The 16,335-nt window shown below is 35.7% G+C and carries 16 protein-coding genes; 8 read left to right on the top strand and 8 right to left on the bottom strand.

Translation table 11 applies throughout. The features are described 5' to 3' along the window. Window positions 1–206: 206 nt before the first annotated feature. Both IRB79_RS14415 and IRB79_RS14410 read right to left on the bottom strand, forming a co-directional pair. Entirely contained in the window at window positions 207–380 is a 174-nt protein-coding gene (locus IRB79_RS14415) for a type II toxin-antitoxin system SpoIISB family antitoxin (RefSeq protein WP_243503162.1), read from the bottom strand. Next, window positions 361–1,125, bottom strand: a complete 765-nt coding sequence (locus IRB79_RS14410; protein ID WP_243503161.1) for a type II toxin-antitoxin system SpoIISA family toxin — start codon at window positions 1,123–1,125, stop codon at window positions 361–363. Before IRB79_RS14410 ends, IRB79_RS14415 begins: the two co-directional genes overlap by 20 nt. Window positions 1,126–1,549: 424 nt before the next feature. Here IRB79_RS14410 and IRB79_RS14405 point away from each other — a divergent pair, with 424 nt between their 5' ends. Then, window positions 1,550–2,344 carry a PHP domain-containing protein gene (locus tag IRB79_RS14405; protein ID WP_243503160.1) on the top strand — a complete coding sequence of 265 codons (795 nt, stop codon included), beginning with the start codon at window positions 1,550–1,552 and terminating at the stop codon, window positions 2,342–2,344. 106 nt (window positions 2,345–2,450) lie between these two features. Here IRB79_RS14405 and IRB79_RS14400 read toward each other — a convergent pair whose 3' ends face one another. Beyond that, window positions 2,451–2,903, bottom strand: coding sequence for a protein kinase family protein (locus IRB79_RS14400; RefSeq protein WP_243503159.1), 453 nt, complete (start codon window positions 2,901–2,903; stop codon window positions 2,451–2,453). 475 nt (window positions 2,904–3,378) lie between these two features. Here IRB79_RS14400 and IRB79_RS14395 point away from each other — a divergent pair, with 475 nt between their 5' ends. From IRB79_RS14395 to IRB79_RS14375, 5 genes are all read left to right on the top strand, one after another. Continuing rightward, the gene (locus IRB79_RS14395; RefSeq protein WP_243503158.1) at window positions 3,379–4,941 is read left to right on the top strand and encodes a TetR family transcriptional regulator C-terminal domain-containing protein; all 1,563 of its coding nucleotides are present in this window, start codon (window positions 3,379–3,381) and stop codon (window positions 4,939–4,941) included. A gap of 202 nt (window positions 4,942–5,143) precedes the next feature. Beyond that, window positions 5,144–5,875: a 3-deoxy-manno-octulosonate cytidylyltransferase gene (gene kdsB, locus IRB79_RS14390; RefSeq protein ID WP_243503157.1), complete on the top strand. Its 732-nt coding sequence runs from the start codon at window positions 5,144–5,146 to the stop codon at window positions 5,873–5,875. Beyond that, on the top strand, window positions 5,868–6,716 hold the full coding sequence (gene kdsA / locus IRB79_RS14385; RefSeq protein ID WP_243503156.1) for a 3-deoxy-8-phosphooctulonate synthase: 849 nt from the start codon (window positions 5,868–5,870) through the stop codon (window positions 6,714–6,716). The genes kdsB and kdsA overlap by 8 nt, the downstream gene beginning before the upstream one ends. Next, window positions 6,713–7,690: a KpsF/GutQ family sugar-phosphate isomerase gene (locus IRB79_RS14380; protein ID WP_347815331.1), complete on the top strand. Its 978-nt coding sequence runs from the start codon at window positions 6,713–6,715 to the stop codon at window positions 7,688–7,690. Before kdsA ends, IRB79_RS14380 begins: the two co-directional genes overlap by 4 nt. A gap of 1 nt (window position 7,691) precedes the next feature. Further along, the gene (locus tag IRB79_RS14375; protein ID WP_243503155.1) at window positions 7,692–8,210 is read left to right on the top strand and encodes a KdsC family phosphatase; all 519 of its coding nucleotides are present in this window, start codon (window positions 7,692–7,694) and stop codon (window positions 8,208–8,210) included. A gap of 82 nt (window positions 8,211–8,292) precedes the next feature. Here IRB79_RS14375 and sat read toward each other — a convergent pair whose 3' ends face one another. The 5 genes from sat to IRB79_RS14350 form a co-directional block, all read right to left on the bottom strand. Further along, complete coding sequence (gene sat, locus IRB79_RS14370; protein WP_243503154.1) at window positions 8,293–9,432, bottom strand: sulfate adenylyltransferase; 1,140 nt, start codon at window positions 9,430–9,432, stop codon at window positions 8,293–8,295. A gap of 5 nt (window positions 9,433–9,437) precedes the next feature. After that, window positions 9,438–10,067, bottom strand: coding sequence for an adenylyl-sulfate kinase (gene cysC / locus IRB79_RS14365; protein ID WP_243503153.1), 630 nt, complete (start codon window positions 10,065–10,067; stop codon window positions 9,438–9,440). Window positions 10,068–10,548: 481 nt separating this feature from the next. Continuing rightward, window positions 10,549–11,499 carry a UDP-glucuronic acid decarboxylase family protein gene (locus tag IRB79_RS14360; protein WP_243503152.1) on the bottom strand — a complete coding sequence of 317 codons (951 nt, stop codon included), beginning with the start codon at window positions 11,497–11,499 and terminating at the stop codon, window positions 10,549–10,551. Then, a complete protein-coding gene (locus IRB79_RS14355; RefSeq protein ID WP_243503151.1) occupies window positions 11,500–12,828 on the bottom strand; it encodes a UDP-glucose dehydrogenase family protein in 1,329 nt (442 codons plus the stop codon). Then, window positions 12,828–13,742, bottom strand: a complete 915-nt coding sequence (locus IRB79_RS14350) for an NAD-dependent epimerase/dehydratase family protein (RefSeq protein WP_243503150.1) — start codon at window positions 13,740–13,742, stop codon at window positions 12,828–12,830. Before IRB79_RS14350 ends, IRB79_RS14355 begins: the two co-directional genes overlap by 1 nt. Window positions 13,743–14,635: 893 nt before the next feature. On the opposite strand from IRB79_RS14350, the gene IRB79_RS14345 reads away from it, so the two are divergent. Both IRB79_RS14345 and rfbB read left to right on the top strand, forming a co-directional pair. Next, the gene (locus IRB79_RS14345; RefSeq protein ID WP_243503149.1) at window positions 14,636–15,397 is read left to right on the top strand and encodes a sugar phosphate nucleotidyltransferase; all 762 of its coding nucleotides are present in this window, start codon (window positions 14,636–14,638) and stop codon (window positions 15,395–15,397) included. Further along, window positions 15,376–16,335 carry a dTDP-glucose 4,6-dehydratase gene (gene rfbB / locus IRB79_RS14340; protein ID WP_243503148.1) on the top strand — a complete coding sequence of 320 codons (960 nt, stop codon included), beginning with the start codon at window positions 15,376–15,378 and terminating at the stop codon, window positions 16,333–16,335. Before IRB79_RS14345 ends, rfbB begins: the two co-directional genes overlap by 22 nt.

Here is a 16,335-nt window from a genome sequence, read left to right as displayed (position 1 = left end):
TCTATCGCAGCTTCCGTTTTTTTGGAAAGATTTTTCGTGTAAGGGGATAAAGAAAAGGTGGGGAAGTCTATATTTTTTACTTTTTTAGTCAGCTTTTTCATTTCGATCAGCCCTTTAATTAGGATTTATTTCTTTATTATATGTCCCTGAAAAGTGAACATGAATAAAGGCGCGGAAGAAAATTCCTTCCACGCCTTATAGTATGCTCATGCTTTGCTTTTTGTATAAACGCTTATCAATCTTTTATTCTCTTTTATAATCCGTTCGGTATGCGGGCTGACTTCAAAGTCAGGAAGATTGATCCTCGACTTCTTTTTCATGATTTTCATGTTGTTCTTTGTACTCAATTTGTGCTTTTCTTTATCCGCTGGTTCCTTCATGGTCTTCGTCCTCCTGTTCAGCAGGGAGCATTAGGTCGTATATTGATATGAGTGAAGTGAATAACAAGTAGTCGAATTCGGTGACAAAATCATCGGAGGTCAATTTAATAACATAATAGTCTTCAAGGATGGAAAAAGGAATTAATGCCAATTTTTCATCGGCATCATAATACACTTCCTTGCGGTCCAGCCGGCTGTGAATTAACGCTTTATCAGGATAGTGCTCAAGCAAATAATCTTTATCTTCCTGTGTCGTGTATTTGCATAAAGAAGCTTTCATATCCACTTTTTCTGCATAGTCTGCCAAAAGTTTTTCAATGCCTGCAATATAGGCTTCCATATCTCCATAATAAACGTCGATCGGTTCATTTTTCAACAAATACTGAAAGGATTTCAGTTTATTCATTTGTGAGTTCAAAAGGTCGTTATTTTCTTCGAGCAATTCCATCGTATCCGTTGCCAGTTCATTATTGCCGACTCTTTTCAGGTAAGAGCCCAGGAAAATAAATGCATCAACAAGCGCAAAAATAATCGCAACAATCAGGTAATTCAGCCAGTCTGTGAAAATGGACTCCGGCACTTTGGTCCAATAAATAACCGCCCCCAGTACATAGATGATATACCAGGTCTTCCGGATCGCAAACATTCTTTCCTTAACTTTCTTTTCCCATCTCCACACAGAAAAAACATAAAACCCGAGACAAGCGACAATCATCCAAACCACAATCTTAAAGAAAAGGAGCAATAGAATCGCCTCGTCCATCCATGGATTTAAATTCGGAAAATTTGCAGAATTTGCCTTATAGTTTCATTATAACAGAGATTATGTCAGAAATTTGAAAATAAATTGGGCAGGAGGAAAAATATGAGGAAATACCTATTTATTTTGATTGCAGTATTAATGATCCTTTGAATCTTTAACTAAAGAGTTATTATAAATCGGGGGAAATTTGTAAAAAAGTGAAGGGGACACCAGTGGAGAAGAGGGATATAATTGCCTTTAGCTGCCGTGTTGGATTTGCAAGGAAGCAGGTACCACTGATTATATAATATTATCCATAATTGATTAGGCAATAAGACAGCCAACATCTCAGTCCACACATATTATAGAATCTAAAGTGTCAGCCGGAGTGAAGAAGGAGTCCACAAATAGAAAGGAGCTAAAGGTTATGGAACTAAAAAATATAATAAAAAATGGCCAATTTGATCTTCATTTGCACACTACCGCGTCCGATGGCAGCTTTTCACCATCAGAGGTTGTGGAAATGGCAGCTGCAAAAGGCCTCAAGACCATTGCCATTACTGATCATGATACAACAGATGGGCTTAAAGAAGCCATGGAAACAGGAAAGAAGCTTGGGGTTAATGTGATTCCAGGCATCGAGCTAAGCACCAAATATAAAGGGAAAAATATCGATATATTAGGGTACGGGATCAGTGCATCTAATTCATTGCTGGAAACTTTAAAGAAAATTCGTGATCATCGTGAAAACCGGGCCCAATTAATTGTAAAGAAATTTTGTGAATTAGGATTTAACATTACAGACGAAGATGTCCTTAAACACAGTAAAGGGGACGTTATTGCCCGCCCCCATATAGCCAAGGCTGTTGTTGAAAAAGGATATGCAAAAACTGTTCAGGAGGTATTTGACCATTATTTAGCTGATGGAAAACCATGTGCAGTGGATAAAATGGTTCTATCGCCTGAAGAGGGAATAAGGCTTATACACCAGTCAGGCGGAGTGGCAGTCCTTGCCCACCCTGTACTTATCCAGGATGATTTAATTGTAGAGGAGCTAATGCAGCTTTCTTTTGATGGAATTGAAGTTTGGCATCGTAAACACCGGCCAGAAGATGTCTCTCGTTACAAAACGCAGGCCCAAAAGTATAAAAAATTTGTTACAGGCGGGTCAGATTATCATAATGATGAGCACTCAATAGGCGATTTTGGTTTTAACTTATAGTAAAAAAGAGCTGTTTACAATTTGAACAGCTCTTCTACATTAAATTGATAAGGTGAAACTTCTAAAAAAAAGTGGTCTTTAGAGGGTATTTTCCGAGGAAATGCCTTTAGTCTGAATTCTCCATAATCATTCTAAAATTACCATAATCAATCACTGTAATTTTTCCATCTTTCGCTAGCATTAAATTCTTCCTTTTCAAATCCAATGGATTGATTCCATAACTTAGAAATAAGTTACCTAAATTAGATATTTTTTCTTCATACTCAGCATTTCTGGGAAGCTTTTCATCCATTTTTTTCATAATCATCCAGCCTTGTCCCAACTCAACCACTGGGCATAAATGCTTTTGCAGCTCTGGAGGACAGTTTAAGAATAAATTATACTCAGCTTTATTACTTTTAAAACCCCTTTCACGCAAGGGGATTTTTAAAACATATCCATTTTGCAAATCATATACTATCCGGTGGGACCCGCTTCCTATCACATTGTAATTTAAGTTTAAGATACCTTCAGCCCGTTTCCGCTTTTGTCTTCTTTTTTCAGGCTTAAAGGTCTTCATCTTTGAAAACCATAAGTTTATGGATTGGATTTCACGATCGGTTAAAAAAAGACTTATTATTCTTCACCCCTTTACATTTTCTAAAGGTGTTAACGATACAGTTTATGCAAAATTACCTTCTCTTGTAAGGGCCTTTTTTAAAAAATCTTTTTATCTGCAGTTACAACTTGGTGGCGAAAAATTTTCCGTTTAACCATAAGGACATCACCTATTTTTTTCTATTATAGGACATCAATCTATACATGATATTTTGCCTAACCATATATTGAAATTGATAAGATATAATGAATATTTTGTGTGGCAAAAGGTAACTTTCCCCATGTTTTTATTATTAGATAGGCAGTGTTAAACTTGCCTGTTGTTTTCCGCTCCAAATCAACAGTGTGCCTAATTCAACATCGGGGTTTAACACAGTAATTAGGAAAAAGTGAGTGTAACTTGGGGCTCTAGAATAAGAATAGGATGTGATGAAACATTGGAGGATAATGTAGTCGATCAAAACAGTAATATTAAATTAGCAATAGAGTGTTGGAATTATTATAATAAAAACCTATTAAATAATATAAATGGTTTACATGTGAATGCTCTCCAAAGCCTCTCTGGAAAAAATATTGATAGATGGGTAACTGGCAAGGTTATTATCTTTAACGATATTGACGAAGTAAAAGATTCTAAAGAATTCAATGAACATGAAAGGACCCAAATTAAGAAGCTATATACTGCTACAAAAGATCAAAATTTTAGTAATAAGATGCTCGAAATGGCTGTTAATAAAAATGAAATCTTAGTAAATAGTATTTTTGGACAGGGTTTAGCCGGTTGTAAACAGAGCATTTATCTGCCCCTGCATGGAGGTAAGAACTTTCTTAGATTCATTGATGGAAATGAATCCTTTTATATCATTCAACGATTCAATATTACGGGGATGTATTTTCCAACAAGAAATATCTTTATTGATTTTAAGAGTGGGCATTCGAGAAATAGCAATATACAGAAGCATATAGAAAAGTTAAACAGAGAAATAGTTCGCCTATTCGATAAGATATTGGACTTTTCACTTGAGAAAGAAAGCATTTCCCTTTATGCTCTGCTGGTTTCTTTTTTTAGACCCTACCATTATTTTAATGACTTTTTATCTTCCCTTCACAGTTTCCATTATTATTTGAATCATGTAGTAAAAAAACCTGAGGTTTTTAATAAAATTCCAAGGATTATTTCCTTGGAAGATGGGATGTTCTACTCGATAAAATCCCTGTATTCACTTCCTTGTGAAGAACAAGTAGTGGATGTAAATGATGTCAACGAGATTGTATTGGAGAACAATGGCTTCATTGTTCTGCCATCTTCAAACAAACATTACCCTGAGCAGGAAAAATCAGAGCTAAATAATTTACTGGTTAAAAGTTCTGTTGAAAGCTTATTAAGTGACCCGAAGCAAGCAAAAAAATTCAATCAATTAAAAAAATGCTTTCCGATATTATGGTTTGGAATATGTGGTGAAAGAAGATCATGGGATGAAAAAGTTAAAGGAGTAGCAAAAATTGTTCGGGAAGTCCAAAAGCTATATCCTAACGTTGGAGTTGTATTGGATGGATTAACTTCTACGGAAGCACAAAGTGAAAAAAAATTTAGAAGGGAGTATGCCATTGATGATAAAAGAGTTGCTAAAAAAATAATTAAACGGATCGGTCCGCAAATTCCTACCTTTAATCTTATTGGAAGTACTTCAACAAAGAAGATTGCCTATGCCTCACAAGTAGACTTCTTCTTAACAAGTTATTCCACTGATACAATGTTCGTTGCCCATATCTGCGGTAAGCATGGCGTAGCACATATGAACACTTTGAAGGGTACTGGCCAACATGAACACCCCTTTATTTATAAAATCCCTAATAAATATATAAAGAATATAATTGATGACGGAAGTAAAAGAAAAGGAACAAATGTAAGCTATAGTATGAACCCGAAATCTGTTTGTTCCATATTTATTGAAGAGCTTCAGAATTATCTCTCAAAAGAGCACAGCTTAAAAGCATGATTATCATGGGGCCCGTGAAGACGGCCCTTTTTTGTATTCAGCTGCAAGAAATTAAGCTTATCTCCCTTCGCATTTACTTTTACAATGGCTTTAGTCTATACCTTTTAATTGAAGGTGCATATTATGTTAAAAGGAAACGAATTTACTTTAAACAGAATTCAGAAGCAGGATAATATTGATTATACGGTTAGGGGTGACATAGATGAAAGTTATTTCAATAATCCCTGCTAGATATTCATCGACAAGATTCCCAGCCAAGCCTCTTGCTAATATTTGCGGTAAGCCTATGGTTCAGCATGTTTATGAAAGAGTAACTAAATCAGCGAAGATAAATGAAGTTATTGTTGCTACAGATCACGAGGAAATTTATAGAAAGGTAGAATCGTTTAAAGGAAAAGCTATTATGACCAGTGTTACCCATAAGTCTGGCACAGATCGTGTGGCGGAAGCAGCAATGAAAGTGGAGGGTGACATTATCTTAAATGTCCAAGGAGACGAACCATTAATACAACCTGAGCTTATTACATTGCTTGTTGAAGAAGCGATGAGGAATCCTAATAGTGTTATTACAGCCAAAACCCTTATATTAGATAAGCAAGATATTGATAATCCAAACGTTGTGAAAGTAGTCACAGATTTGAATGATAATGCTTTATATTTTTCTAGGTCACCAATTCCATACAATAGGTCAGGTACTGAAATAAGATACTATAAGCATCTGGGTATTTATTGTTATCCTGCTCATCTATTAGAAAAATTTGTAAACCTGCCACTATCAGCATATGAGAAGAATGAAATGTTGGAACAATTAAGATTACTAGAGAATGGCATAAATATTAAGGTAGTGGAAACGAATTACGATTCAATTGGTGTAGATACAAAGGAAGATATTAAGAGAGTGGAAAAATTTCTAAAGGATGATACCATTGGCTAACCTTGTAAAGCTAAATGATGAAATTGTTTTTGGCGGGCATAAACCCTTCGTTTTAATAGCAGGGCCATGTGTGATTGAAAGCGAAACATCAGTTTTTGAAATTGCCGAAAGACTTAAAGAAATTACAGCTAAATTAAATATACCTTTTGTATTTAAAGCTTCTTTTGATAAAGCAAATCGGTCATCAATTAAATCCTACAGAGGACCTGGCATTCAAAAGGGGCTTGAGATATTATCTGAGATTAAAGAGCGGCTTGATATTCCGGTTACTTCTGATATCCATGAAACCGCACAAGTGAAAATGGCAGGGGAAGTATTAGATATTATCCAAATTCCTGCCTTTCTTTGCCGGCAAACTGATCTGCTTGTTGAAGCTGCCAAAACAGGAAAAATCATTAACGTGAAAAAAGGGCAATTCTTAGCACCAGGCGATATGAAGAATGTGATAGAAAAGTTGCGACCTTTTGGAGCAGGTAGGGTTTTATTAACGGAGAGAGGGAGCACCTTCGGATATAATAACCTGGTTGTTGATATGAGGTCACTGCCAACAATGCGGGAATTTGGGGTTCCGGTTGTATTTGATGCTACTCACAGTGTTCAACTACCAGGTGGGAATGGAACAAGTACAAGCGGGGATAGAAGATTTGTTCCGTATTTGTCCAGGGCAGCTGCTTCTGTCGGTATTGATGCGCTTTTTACAGAAGTACATCCAGACCCGGATCATGCATTGTCTGATGGGCCTAACATGATTAAACTTGATGAGCTGGAAAATGTATTAAAACCAATTAAAGAAATTGACCATCTAGTAAAAAGCTTGGGAACAAAGGGGGATACTAATTGAACCTTCCTAATTTTGATTTTAGAAAGACAATTTCTCAAGTAATTGAAATGGAAGCTAATGAGATTTTAGCAAGAAAAGATTCTATTTGCTCTAAGATTAATGAGTGTGTGAACCATATCCTGAACTCTAATGGGAGAGTAGTTATTACGGGTATAGGAAAATCAGGAATAATAGGCAAAAAAATAACAGCAACACTTTCCAGTACAGGAACACCTTCCCTTTTTTTGCATCCTGCAGAAGGGTTACACGGAGATTTAGGAATGGTGACAGAGGATGATATTGTCATAGCTATATCAAATAGTGGAGAAACAGAGGAAATACTAAAAATCATTCCTTCTATAAAAAGAATCGGTGCAAAATTAATAGCAATTGTTGGGGATGAAAGCTCAACGATAGCAGGCAGAGCAGATCTTGTAGTAAGTTACGGCAAAGTGGAAGAAGCTTGCCCTTTAGGATTAGCTCCAACTACAAGTTCCACTTTAACTCTTGTTATTGGAGATGCATTAGCAATTGCTCTTTTAGAGGCAAAAGAGTTTAAGCCCGAAAATTTTGCTGTATTTCATCCAGGCGGATCTTTAGGCATAAAACTTTTGCTGACAGTCGATGACGTTATATCTGCTAATAGAAAAAATCCTATAGCTGATATTAATAGCCAGGTGAAAGAAGTGCTTTTCAAAATGACAGATGTTGGCTTAGGCGCAATTAATATAATTGATGATTCAGGTGTTCTCAAAGGGGTTCTTACAGATGGGGACATAAGGCGGGCATTAGGTAAAGAGGAAAATATACTAAACCAAAAGGTTGAATCTTTATTTAATCCAAAGCCTACAACTATTAAGAAGGATGTATTAGCTGCAGAGGCATTGAAAATTATGGAAAACCGCAAAATAAATATTCTCCCTGTTGTTGATGATAATAATCAGCCTATAGGTATGATCCATATACAAGATCTCATTAAGATGGGACTCCGTTAACATGAATAGAATCAAATTAATTGTATTGGACGTTGATGGAGTACTGACAGATGGCAGTTTATATATTGGATCTGATGAAACTGAATATAAGCAATTTAATGCACAGGATGGCATGGGAATCAGTTTAGCTCATTGTGCAGGCATTCTTACAGCCATTATAAGCGGACGATCATCTGAGTCCGTCATTAAAAGGGCAGAGGAGTTAAATATAAACTTTATTTATCAGGGAATTAGAAAAAAAATTGATATATTTGATCAGTTATTAAAGACGCTGGGTTTGAATACGAATGAAGTTTGTTATATGGGAGATGACATCAATGATCTCCCGATAATAAATATAATAGATATGTCTTTTGCTCCTGCAAATGCTGCTGAGATTGTAAAAGAGCGTGTGAAATATGTAACGAAAAATAAAGGCGGAAATGGTGCGGTCCGTGAAATGATTGAGACTATTCTGAGACGCCAAACTAATTTTTATCAGCTTGTTAACGATTATAACGCCAAAGGAATTGATTCATAAATAATGCATCCCTTACTAGCTTTAATTAAAGCTTGAGGGGTATATAAAAAACAAAGAGCTGTTTTATAACAGCTCTTTGTTTTTATGAATTTTTTAAACCCTCAATTAGTATTTTAATTACTTCTGAACGGCTGAATTGTTTTGGGGGAGTAATCCCTTTGCGAAGCATCTCTCGAACTTTTGTACCCGATAAGTGCAAATGATCTTCTTTTTTGTGAGGACATGTTTTGCTTGAGGCCATGTTTTCACACTTAATACAATAAAAGCTGTGTTCAAAGGAGAGAATGACAATCCCGATTTCTTCTACATTAAATTGCGCAAAGATTTTTTGTGCATCATATGTTCCATAATAATTACCTACTCCAGCATGATCCCTTCCAACAATAAAATGTGTACAGCCGAAATTTTTACGGACCAGCGCATGAAAAATAGCTTCTTTTGGACCAGCATACCTCATAGCAGCAGGGAAAACAGCTAAATATACCCTATTCTGTGGATAATAGTGTTTTAGTAATGCTTTATAGCTATTCATTCGAATATCCGCTGGAATATCATCCGATTTTGTTTCTCCAACTAAAGGATTTAAGAAAAGACCATCCACTATTTCCAGAGCTGATTTTTGAATATACTCGTGGGCACGGTGTATTGGATTCCTGGTTTGGAAACCTACAACTGTGTTCCAGTTGAGCTTTTCGAATTCTTTTCTTGTTTCTAAAGGAGATTTATAATAATCTTTAAAATCAGTTATTTTTAGCGGAAGCTTTGTGAGAGTGACAGGTCCAGCCAAATAGACATTTGGACGTTCAAAAAGCTTGCGTACACCAGGATGATTTTGATCTGTTGTTTGAAATACTTTTTCTGCTTCTTTCGTCTTATTAGGAGTATAAATTTCTTGAAGATCTAATATACCATAAACGATATTTTTATGTTTGAGCTTTATTCTTTCCCCAATCTTGAGATTCTCCGCTGCTTTTTCATTTACAGGGAGAGTAATAGGAATGCTCCACACTAACCCGCTTGATAACCTCATATTATCAATAACAGATTCGTAGTCTTCTTTTCCAAGAAAGCCAGTAATCGGACTGTAGGCCCCGTTTGCAATTAGCTCTAAATCAGATAGCGCCATAGCGTCTATTTCTATTTCTCCGCATATATCAGAAACATCTAAGTTTAAGTTTATTTGATTGATTAATTTCCCGCCATGAGGAACACTTAATGGCAAATTAATCACTCCTTTGCATTTTGTTTGAGTCCAACCTTTTCGAAAATATATGAAGATAGCAGCTCTACTGATTGAACAAGAGATAATTCAGTGGTATCAAGGACTACCTCTGGATTTTCAGGTTCTTCATAAGGCTGATCAATGCCTGTGAACTGTTTAATCTCTCCATTTCTTGCTTTCTTATATAAGCCTTTAGGATCTCGCTTTTCACATTCCAGCAGAGAACATTTTACATAAACTTCAATAAATTCGTCTTCTTGGAATATCGCTCTTGCATGCAGCCGATCTTCCTCAAAGGGCGAAATTACAGCAGCAAGAACAACAATTCCTGCATCAACAAAAAGCTTGCCGATCTCAGCAGTCCTCCTTATATTTTCTTTCCGATCCTCTGGTGAAAAAGAAAGATTGCTATTTATCCCGTGCCTAAGATTATCTCCATCCAATAAATATACACATACATTGTTTTTATATAATTCATGCTGAAGAGCATTTGCTATAGTGGACTTTCCTGATCCGGATAATCCCGTTAACCAAATCATTAGACTTTTGTGGCCATTAAGTTTTCGCCTATCTTCTTTATTAATGGCTGATTGATGCCAGACAATGTTTTTATCGGATTCTTCTTTATTTTTCAAAAAAATGTGCTCCTTTCAACAAATGTTAAGCCATTCACAAATATTTAGCATGCATTTTGGCAGCCGCTCTGAGCTTCCTATATTTCTCTCATAAAGATTCCAAAATGATCAGCCTTAGTTTTATACGAATAATTTAGTACTTTACTTTTAAGCGCCCCCGAAGCTTCTACAGCATTGTTTTTAAAAATAAAAGTTTTAAAATTGGGTATTTCTAAATCTTTAGCTAGTATTACTTTATCAAAGTAATAAACTTCCTACATCTGGATGTATCTTTTTTCCAATAAACATAAAGATACTTTAGCCTCTGGAAGCTATTTTTTGACAGATTTCGCCAGCACTACAGCCCTGTATAAATAATTTAAAGATGAAACAGTGGCAACTATTATACTGAAAAAGCTCCTTACTTTTTCTACACAGCTGAATGGAATTTTTTTTTAAATTCGTTCATTGTTTTATTCAATGATTAGCTTATGCATATTTATTATGTTTCGCTTTTACCATATTTTATAAAATACTCAATTGTTTTCTTAAGTCCTTCATCAAGGGTGACAGCTGGCATCCAGCCTAGTTTTTCCTTTGCAAGTGAAATATCAGGTTTTCGGCGGGAAGGATCGTCCTTTGGAATTGGTAAAAACGTAATTTTTGAAGAACTTCCTATAAGGTCAATTATTTTATTTGCTAATTCTAGAACAGTAACCTCTGCAGGGTTTCCAAGATTAACCGGACCTGTAAAGTCTTTTTTGGTATTCATCATGGAAGCCATCCCGGAGATAAGATCGTCAACAAAGCAAAATGATCTCGTTTGACTCCCATCACCGTAAACAGTTAAATCTTTCCCCATGAGGGCTTGAAGGATAAAGTTGCTAACTACTCTTCCATCATTCAGTGCCATTCCGGGACCATACGTATTAAAGATACGGATTACACGTATGTTTAGATGATGCTGCCGATAATATTCAAAAAATAATGATTCGGCGCATCTTTTGCCTTCGTCATAACAAGCCCTTGGGCCAATGGAATTAACATTCCCATTGTACGATTCTTTTTGTGGATGAATAAGAGGGTCACCATATACCTCACTTGTTGAGGCAAATAATATCTTTGAATTGTACTTTTTGGCTAATTCAAGCAAATTAAGAGATCCAATAAAATTAGTGGTTAATGTTTTAACTGGGTCAAGCTGATAGTGGGGAGGAGATGCTGGACATGCCAGGTGGTAGATTTCGTCGGCTTCAATATCAATTGGCTGTACGATATCATGGAGAATAAAAGTAAAACGATCATTTCCAGTTAAATCCTCAATATTATCTTTGCGTCCTGTATATAGATTATCGATACAAAATACTTCGTGACCTTCCTTTAGCAGATGGCGGCATAAATGAGAACCTAAAAAACCGGAACCCCCTGTGATCAGAATTTTTTTTGGCTTCATTTATATGTTCCTCCCTATACATTTATAAACGAACCCAGCTTTTTTCATAACCATAGGGTCATAAATATTTCGCCCGTCAAAAATGATTGGTTTTCGAAGAAGCTTCTTTATTTTTTCTAAGTCAGCTAATTGAAATTGTGGCCACTCAGTGCATATGATTAATCCGTCAGCTCCTGAAATGGCTGAATATGGGTCTTGAAAGTATTTTACTCCTTCATCACCAAAAACTTTATGTGCTTTATGATTTGCTGCGGGATCACATGCATGTACTTTTCCTCCGTGCTGAACTATCTTACGAATGATATCTATAGAAGGGGCTTCACGAATGTCATCAGTTTCAGGCTTAAATGCCAAACCCCAAACAGCAAATTTGAACATTGATAAATTTGATTTGCCGAATTGTTCAATAATCATTTCAAATAGTTTTTTTCTTTGTCTCTGATTTACTTTTTCAACTGATTCCAGCAAGGGAGTGGGAATTTTTTTATCAGATGCCGTTTTAATTAATGATTTAACATCTTTTGGAAAGCAAGAGCCTCCGTATCCTATCCCGGGAGTTAAAAAAGCATGGCCGATTCTATGATCCATTCCTATTCCTTCCTGAACCATTTGGATATCAGCCCCGTAGGCATCCGCTATTCCAGCAATTTCATTCATAAAACTGATTCGGGTTGCGAGCATTGCATTTGCTGCATATTTAGTGAGCTCTGCTGAAGGAAGATCCATCACCAGGAACGGCAATCCCTTACTGGTAATAGGTTTATATAATTTTTTCATATGATCTATTGCTTGAAGATTATCACTGCCTACAATAATGCGGTCGGGATCTAAAAAGTCTTTTATAGCTTTTCCTTCCCTTAAAAACTCCGGGTTGGATACAACGTCAAAATTCAAATCTGCTAAACCTCTTCTATAAAGTGCTTGACTCATGATTTCTTTAACTTTTATGGATGTGCCAATTGGAACAGTTGACTTGTTTATAATGATAGAGTACTTGTTTAAATAAGATCCTATTTGCTCGGCTGCATTGAATACATGTGTTAGATCAGCAGAATTATCCTCAGCTGAAGGAGTTCCAACAGCAATAAAAATAAATAAACTTGATTGTATAGCTTGACGGATATCAGTTGTAAAAGTTAAACGGCCTTCTTTTGCATTTTTCTTAACCATTTCCTCTAATCCCGGTTCATATATAGGGATGATCCCGTTCTTTAACTTTTCTATTATTTCGGGGTTAATATCCACACACACTACTTCATATCCAAGTTCAGCAAAGGACGAGCCGGTAACCAATCCTACATAGCCTGCCCCTATAATACAAATTTTCATTAAATATCCCCCTGACAAAGTTCTTTAATTCCTTCTTCAAGGCTTAATTTGGGAGACCAACCTAAAGAAGCTAACTTATCAATAGATAGAACATTGTAAAACAAATCGCCTTCCTTAGCTTTTTTATATACGGGATCTATTCCATATGGATAAAACTCGTAAAAGAAGGTGAGAAGTTTATTTAAAGAAGTGCCTTTACCTGTTCCTACGTTAAAAGTCCCTTGTAATGTGGAATCTAATTGACTGAACATAATATTGGCATTTACAACATCACTGACATGAATATAATCACGGATTTGCTCTCCATCGCCGTAAATAATGGGCTGCAATTGATTTTGTAACCTATTTCTAAAAATTGATATAACTCCCGATTCTGATAGAGGGTTTTGCCGCAATCCATATACGTTTGAATAACGCAAAATAACCGCTTGAAAGCCATAGAGTTCAGCATAGAATCTAATATAAAACTCGGAAGCTAGTTTGTTTATGCCATAAGGGGAGATAGGATTTGTTTTATAACTTTCTGGTATGGCCCTGCTTGGTGTTTTACCATATACAGTTCCACCTGACGAGGAGAAAATGAATCTCTTTACCTCAGCCTTGCCTGCTGCCTCCAGCAGCCTAACTGTTCCTTGTAAGTTCGTTTCAAGATCGTATAAGGGATTAGCTACAGAATTTCTAACATTTACTTGTGCAGCCTGATGATTAATGATGTCTGGTTTTTCTCCATATACTAAATCAGCAACTTCTTTGTCTAACAGAGACATTGAAACAAAGCGGGCATTTGGATTCAGATTAGCAAGAGTACCGGTCGAAAGATTATCTAAAATAATGACTTCATAACCGAGATCTACATAGCGATCTACAAGATGGGATCCTATAAAACCCAAACCTCCTGTAACCAGTACCTTCAAGTCATTCACCACCTATCTCACTTAATATGTGATCCTCCGTTTTTCTCACGTGTTTTATAATATGCTTATGAACAAAATAGGGCACCGGCAACTGCCCGTTTCAGGAAAAAAACCATTAGGTTTAAACTGTTTCGAAGGCAGTACAAGACTGATTACGATGATGGATATTGGGAATATCTATTGTTTCATACTATTGAAAGAATTGAAGTGCAAATGAACAAACTAATCAATCGGGTTATTTGGATTCCACAATTAGTCCATTTTAAGGACTTGTCCATATTTGTCCGATACCATTCAATTGTAATCTTCATATATTAATAGAAAGCAGGTGTTTTTTTCATTAATCTTTTTAACAGGTAAAAATATAAACAGCCCAATCGGGAGTTTGAAAATACTTGCAATGTTTCGTGTATCAGCTGGCGTTTTGAAAAAGAGTGTTATTCCTGCAGATACAGACCGAAAATAAGTTAAAGAACATACTTTCTCCATTGAATAAAAATAAGGAAAAGGGGGATTATGATCAAAAAAAAGAAATTACTAAAAGAGTTGCCTAAAATCAATTTTAAGGAAAAAAAGCTTTGGGGATTTTATCTACACTGGGTAAGAAAGCTGGAGTTAATCTGGATATTAACTCTTAAAATGAGAGAATAACTAAAAATAGTATCCAAAGGTTTCGCTATAAAATTTAAAAAGCGTTACTTGAAAAACAGATAGAGAATACCTCTGATATTCTTTTAAATTTAACAAATTATTATATTAAAAAAGATTTTTATTTCTCATTTGTTTTAGAGGGATATTTATAGAAGTGAATTTAAGTCAAATAAAGGTGTTACACATATATTATATAGAAATGCCATGAAGAAATAATTTCTGAAAAAGGGGTTTTATAAGCGATGAAAGGAGTTATTCTTGCTGGTGGAACCGGGTCTCGTTTAAAGCCGTTTACCCAAATTATCAATAAGCACCTTTTGCCAGTTGGTCCCTATCCGATGATTTATTGGCCTATTTTTAAATTAAGGGAAGCTGGAATACAGGAAATCTTAATCATTACGAATAAAAAGGACTTAAGTTCATTTATTAAGGTATTAGGAGATGGAAAGGAGCTCCGCGTTAACCTTTATTATGAAATCCAGAGAGATGAGGGAGCAGGTATTGCCGACTCCCTCAGGTGTGCGAAAAGTTTTATAGGAGAAGAAAAATTTATTGCCATTCTGGGTGATAATATTTTTAAAGATACTTTAACACCCTATATTCAGGCATTTCTTAAACAGGAGAAAGGGGCAAGAGTTCTTTTAAAAGAAGTTAAAGATCTTTCTAGATACGGTGTTCCCCAGCTTGATGACGAAAAAAAAAGAGTAAAGTCCATCATCGAAAAACCAGTTCATCCTCCTTCATCTTTTTGTGTAACGGGAATTTATATGTATGATAAAAAAGTATTTAACTTCATAAATACAATTCACCCTTCAATTCGGAATGAATTTGAAATTACAGAAGTAAACAATTTATATGCAAAGAAAAATGAGCTCCAATTTGATATCTTAAAGGGATGGTGGGCAGATGCTGGTACACATGAATCATTGTACCAAGCAGCTCAATTTGTAAACGACGAGAAAACAGTGGAGGATGATACCACTTGGAAAAACACCTCCTTATAACTGGCGGTTCAGGTTTTATTGGTTCGAATTTTATTTCATATTTACTGCGCAACACAAATTATTATATTACTAATATTGATTCCCTGACGTATGCTGCAAATAATGAACTCATTCAGCAATTTGAAAAATCGGGCCGATATCATTTTATCCATTGTGATATTGGTAAAGATACAATTGTAAATTCAGTATTTAACCAAGAATATGAAGCTATTATAAACTTTGCTGCAGAATCACATGTTGATCGAAGTATTATAAATGCAGCTCCATTTATTCATACAAATATTAAAGGCACTTTTAATATGCTTCAGGCTGTTTTAATGGGGAAAGCCCGTAAGATGATACAAATATCAACTGACGAAGTATATGGCTCTCTCGAGCCAAATGACCCTCCGTTTACTGAAGAAAGTCCTCTTGCACCAAACAACCCTTATTCTGCCAGTAAAGCAAGCGCAGATTTACTTGTTAGATCCTTTTATAAAACACATCAGCTTCCTTTGATCATTACACGATGCAGCAATAACTTTGGCCCTATGCAGCATCCGGAAAAGTTAATTCCTAAAACCATTTATCATGCCCATAACAACATGCATATCCCTTTATACGGAGATGGACTAAATATTCGGGATTGGATTTATGTTGAGGACCATTGCAAAGCTATTCATTTAGTGCTTGAAAAAGGGGCACCAGGAGAGGTTTATAATGTTGGAGGCACGGAAGAAAAGACGAACTTGGATATTGTAAAAATGATACTTAATTATTTAAAAAAAGATCACCAGCTTATTCATTTTATAGAGGATCGAAAAGGACATGACCGAAGGTACGCAATGGATATATCGAAAATTTTAAAGGAGTTGGGCTGGAAACCAAGTGTATCTTTCGAGGAGGGAATTATAAAAACTATAGCATGGTTTAAAGTGAGAATGGAGGAAAAGGGCTGA

Origin of the sequence: Cytobacillus oceanisediminis, from assembly GCF_022811925.1 — a bacterium.
In the GTDB taxonomy this organism is placed as follows: domain Bacteria; phylum Bacillota; class Bacilli; order Bacillales; family Cytobacillaceae; genus Cytobacillus; species Cytobacillus oceanisediminis_D.
The sequence above is the reverse complement of the archived record's forward strand: the minus strand, read 5'-3'. Positions and strand labels throughout refer to the sequence as shown.

Coding starts and splice junctions, on each gene's coding strand:
- IRB79_RS14415 (WP_243503162.1), bottom strand. CDS start 380: ATGAAGGAACCAGCGGATAAAGAAAAGCACAAATTGAGTACAAAGAAC.
- IRB79_RS14405 (WP_243503160.1), top strand. CDS start 1,550: ATGGAACTAAAAAATATAATAAAAAATGGCCAATTTGATCTTCATTTG.
- IRB79_RS14400 (WP_243503159.1), bottom strand. CDS start 2,903: ATGAAGACCTTTAAGCCTGAAAAAAGAAGACAAAAGCGGAAACGGGCT.
- kdsB (WP_243503157.1), top strand. CDS start 5,144: ATGAAAGTTATTTCAATAATCCCTGCTAGATATTCATCGACAAGATTC.
- IRB79_RS14375 (WP_243503155.1), top strand. CDS start 7,692: ATGAATAGAATCAAATTAATTGTATTGGACGTTGATGGAGTACTGACA.
- IRB79_RS14360 (WP_243503152.1), bottom strand. CDS start 11,499: ATGAAGCCAAAAAAAATTCTGATCACAGGGGGTTCCGGTTTTTTAGGT.
- IRB79_RS14355 (WP_243503151.1), bottom strand. CDS start 12,828: ATGAAAATTTGTATTATAGGGGCAGGCTATGTAGGATTGGTTACCGGC.
- IRB79_RS14345 (WP_243503149.1), top strand. CDS start 14,636: ATGAAAGGAGTTATTCTTGCTGGTGGAACCGGGTCTCGTTTAAAGCCG.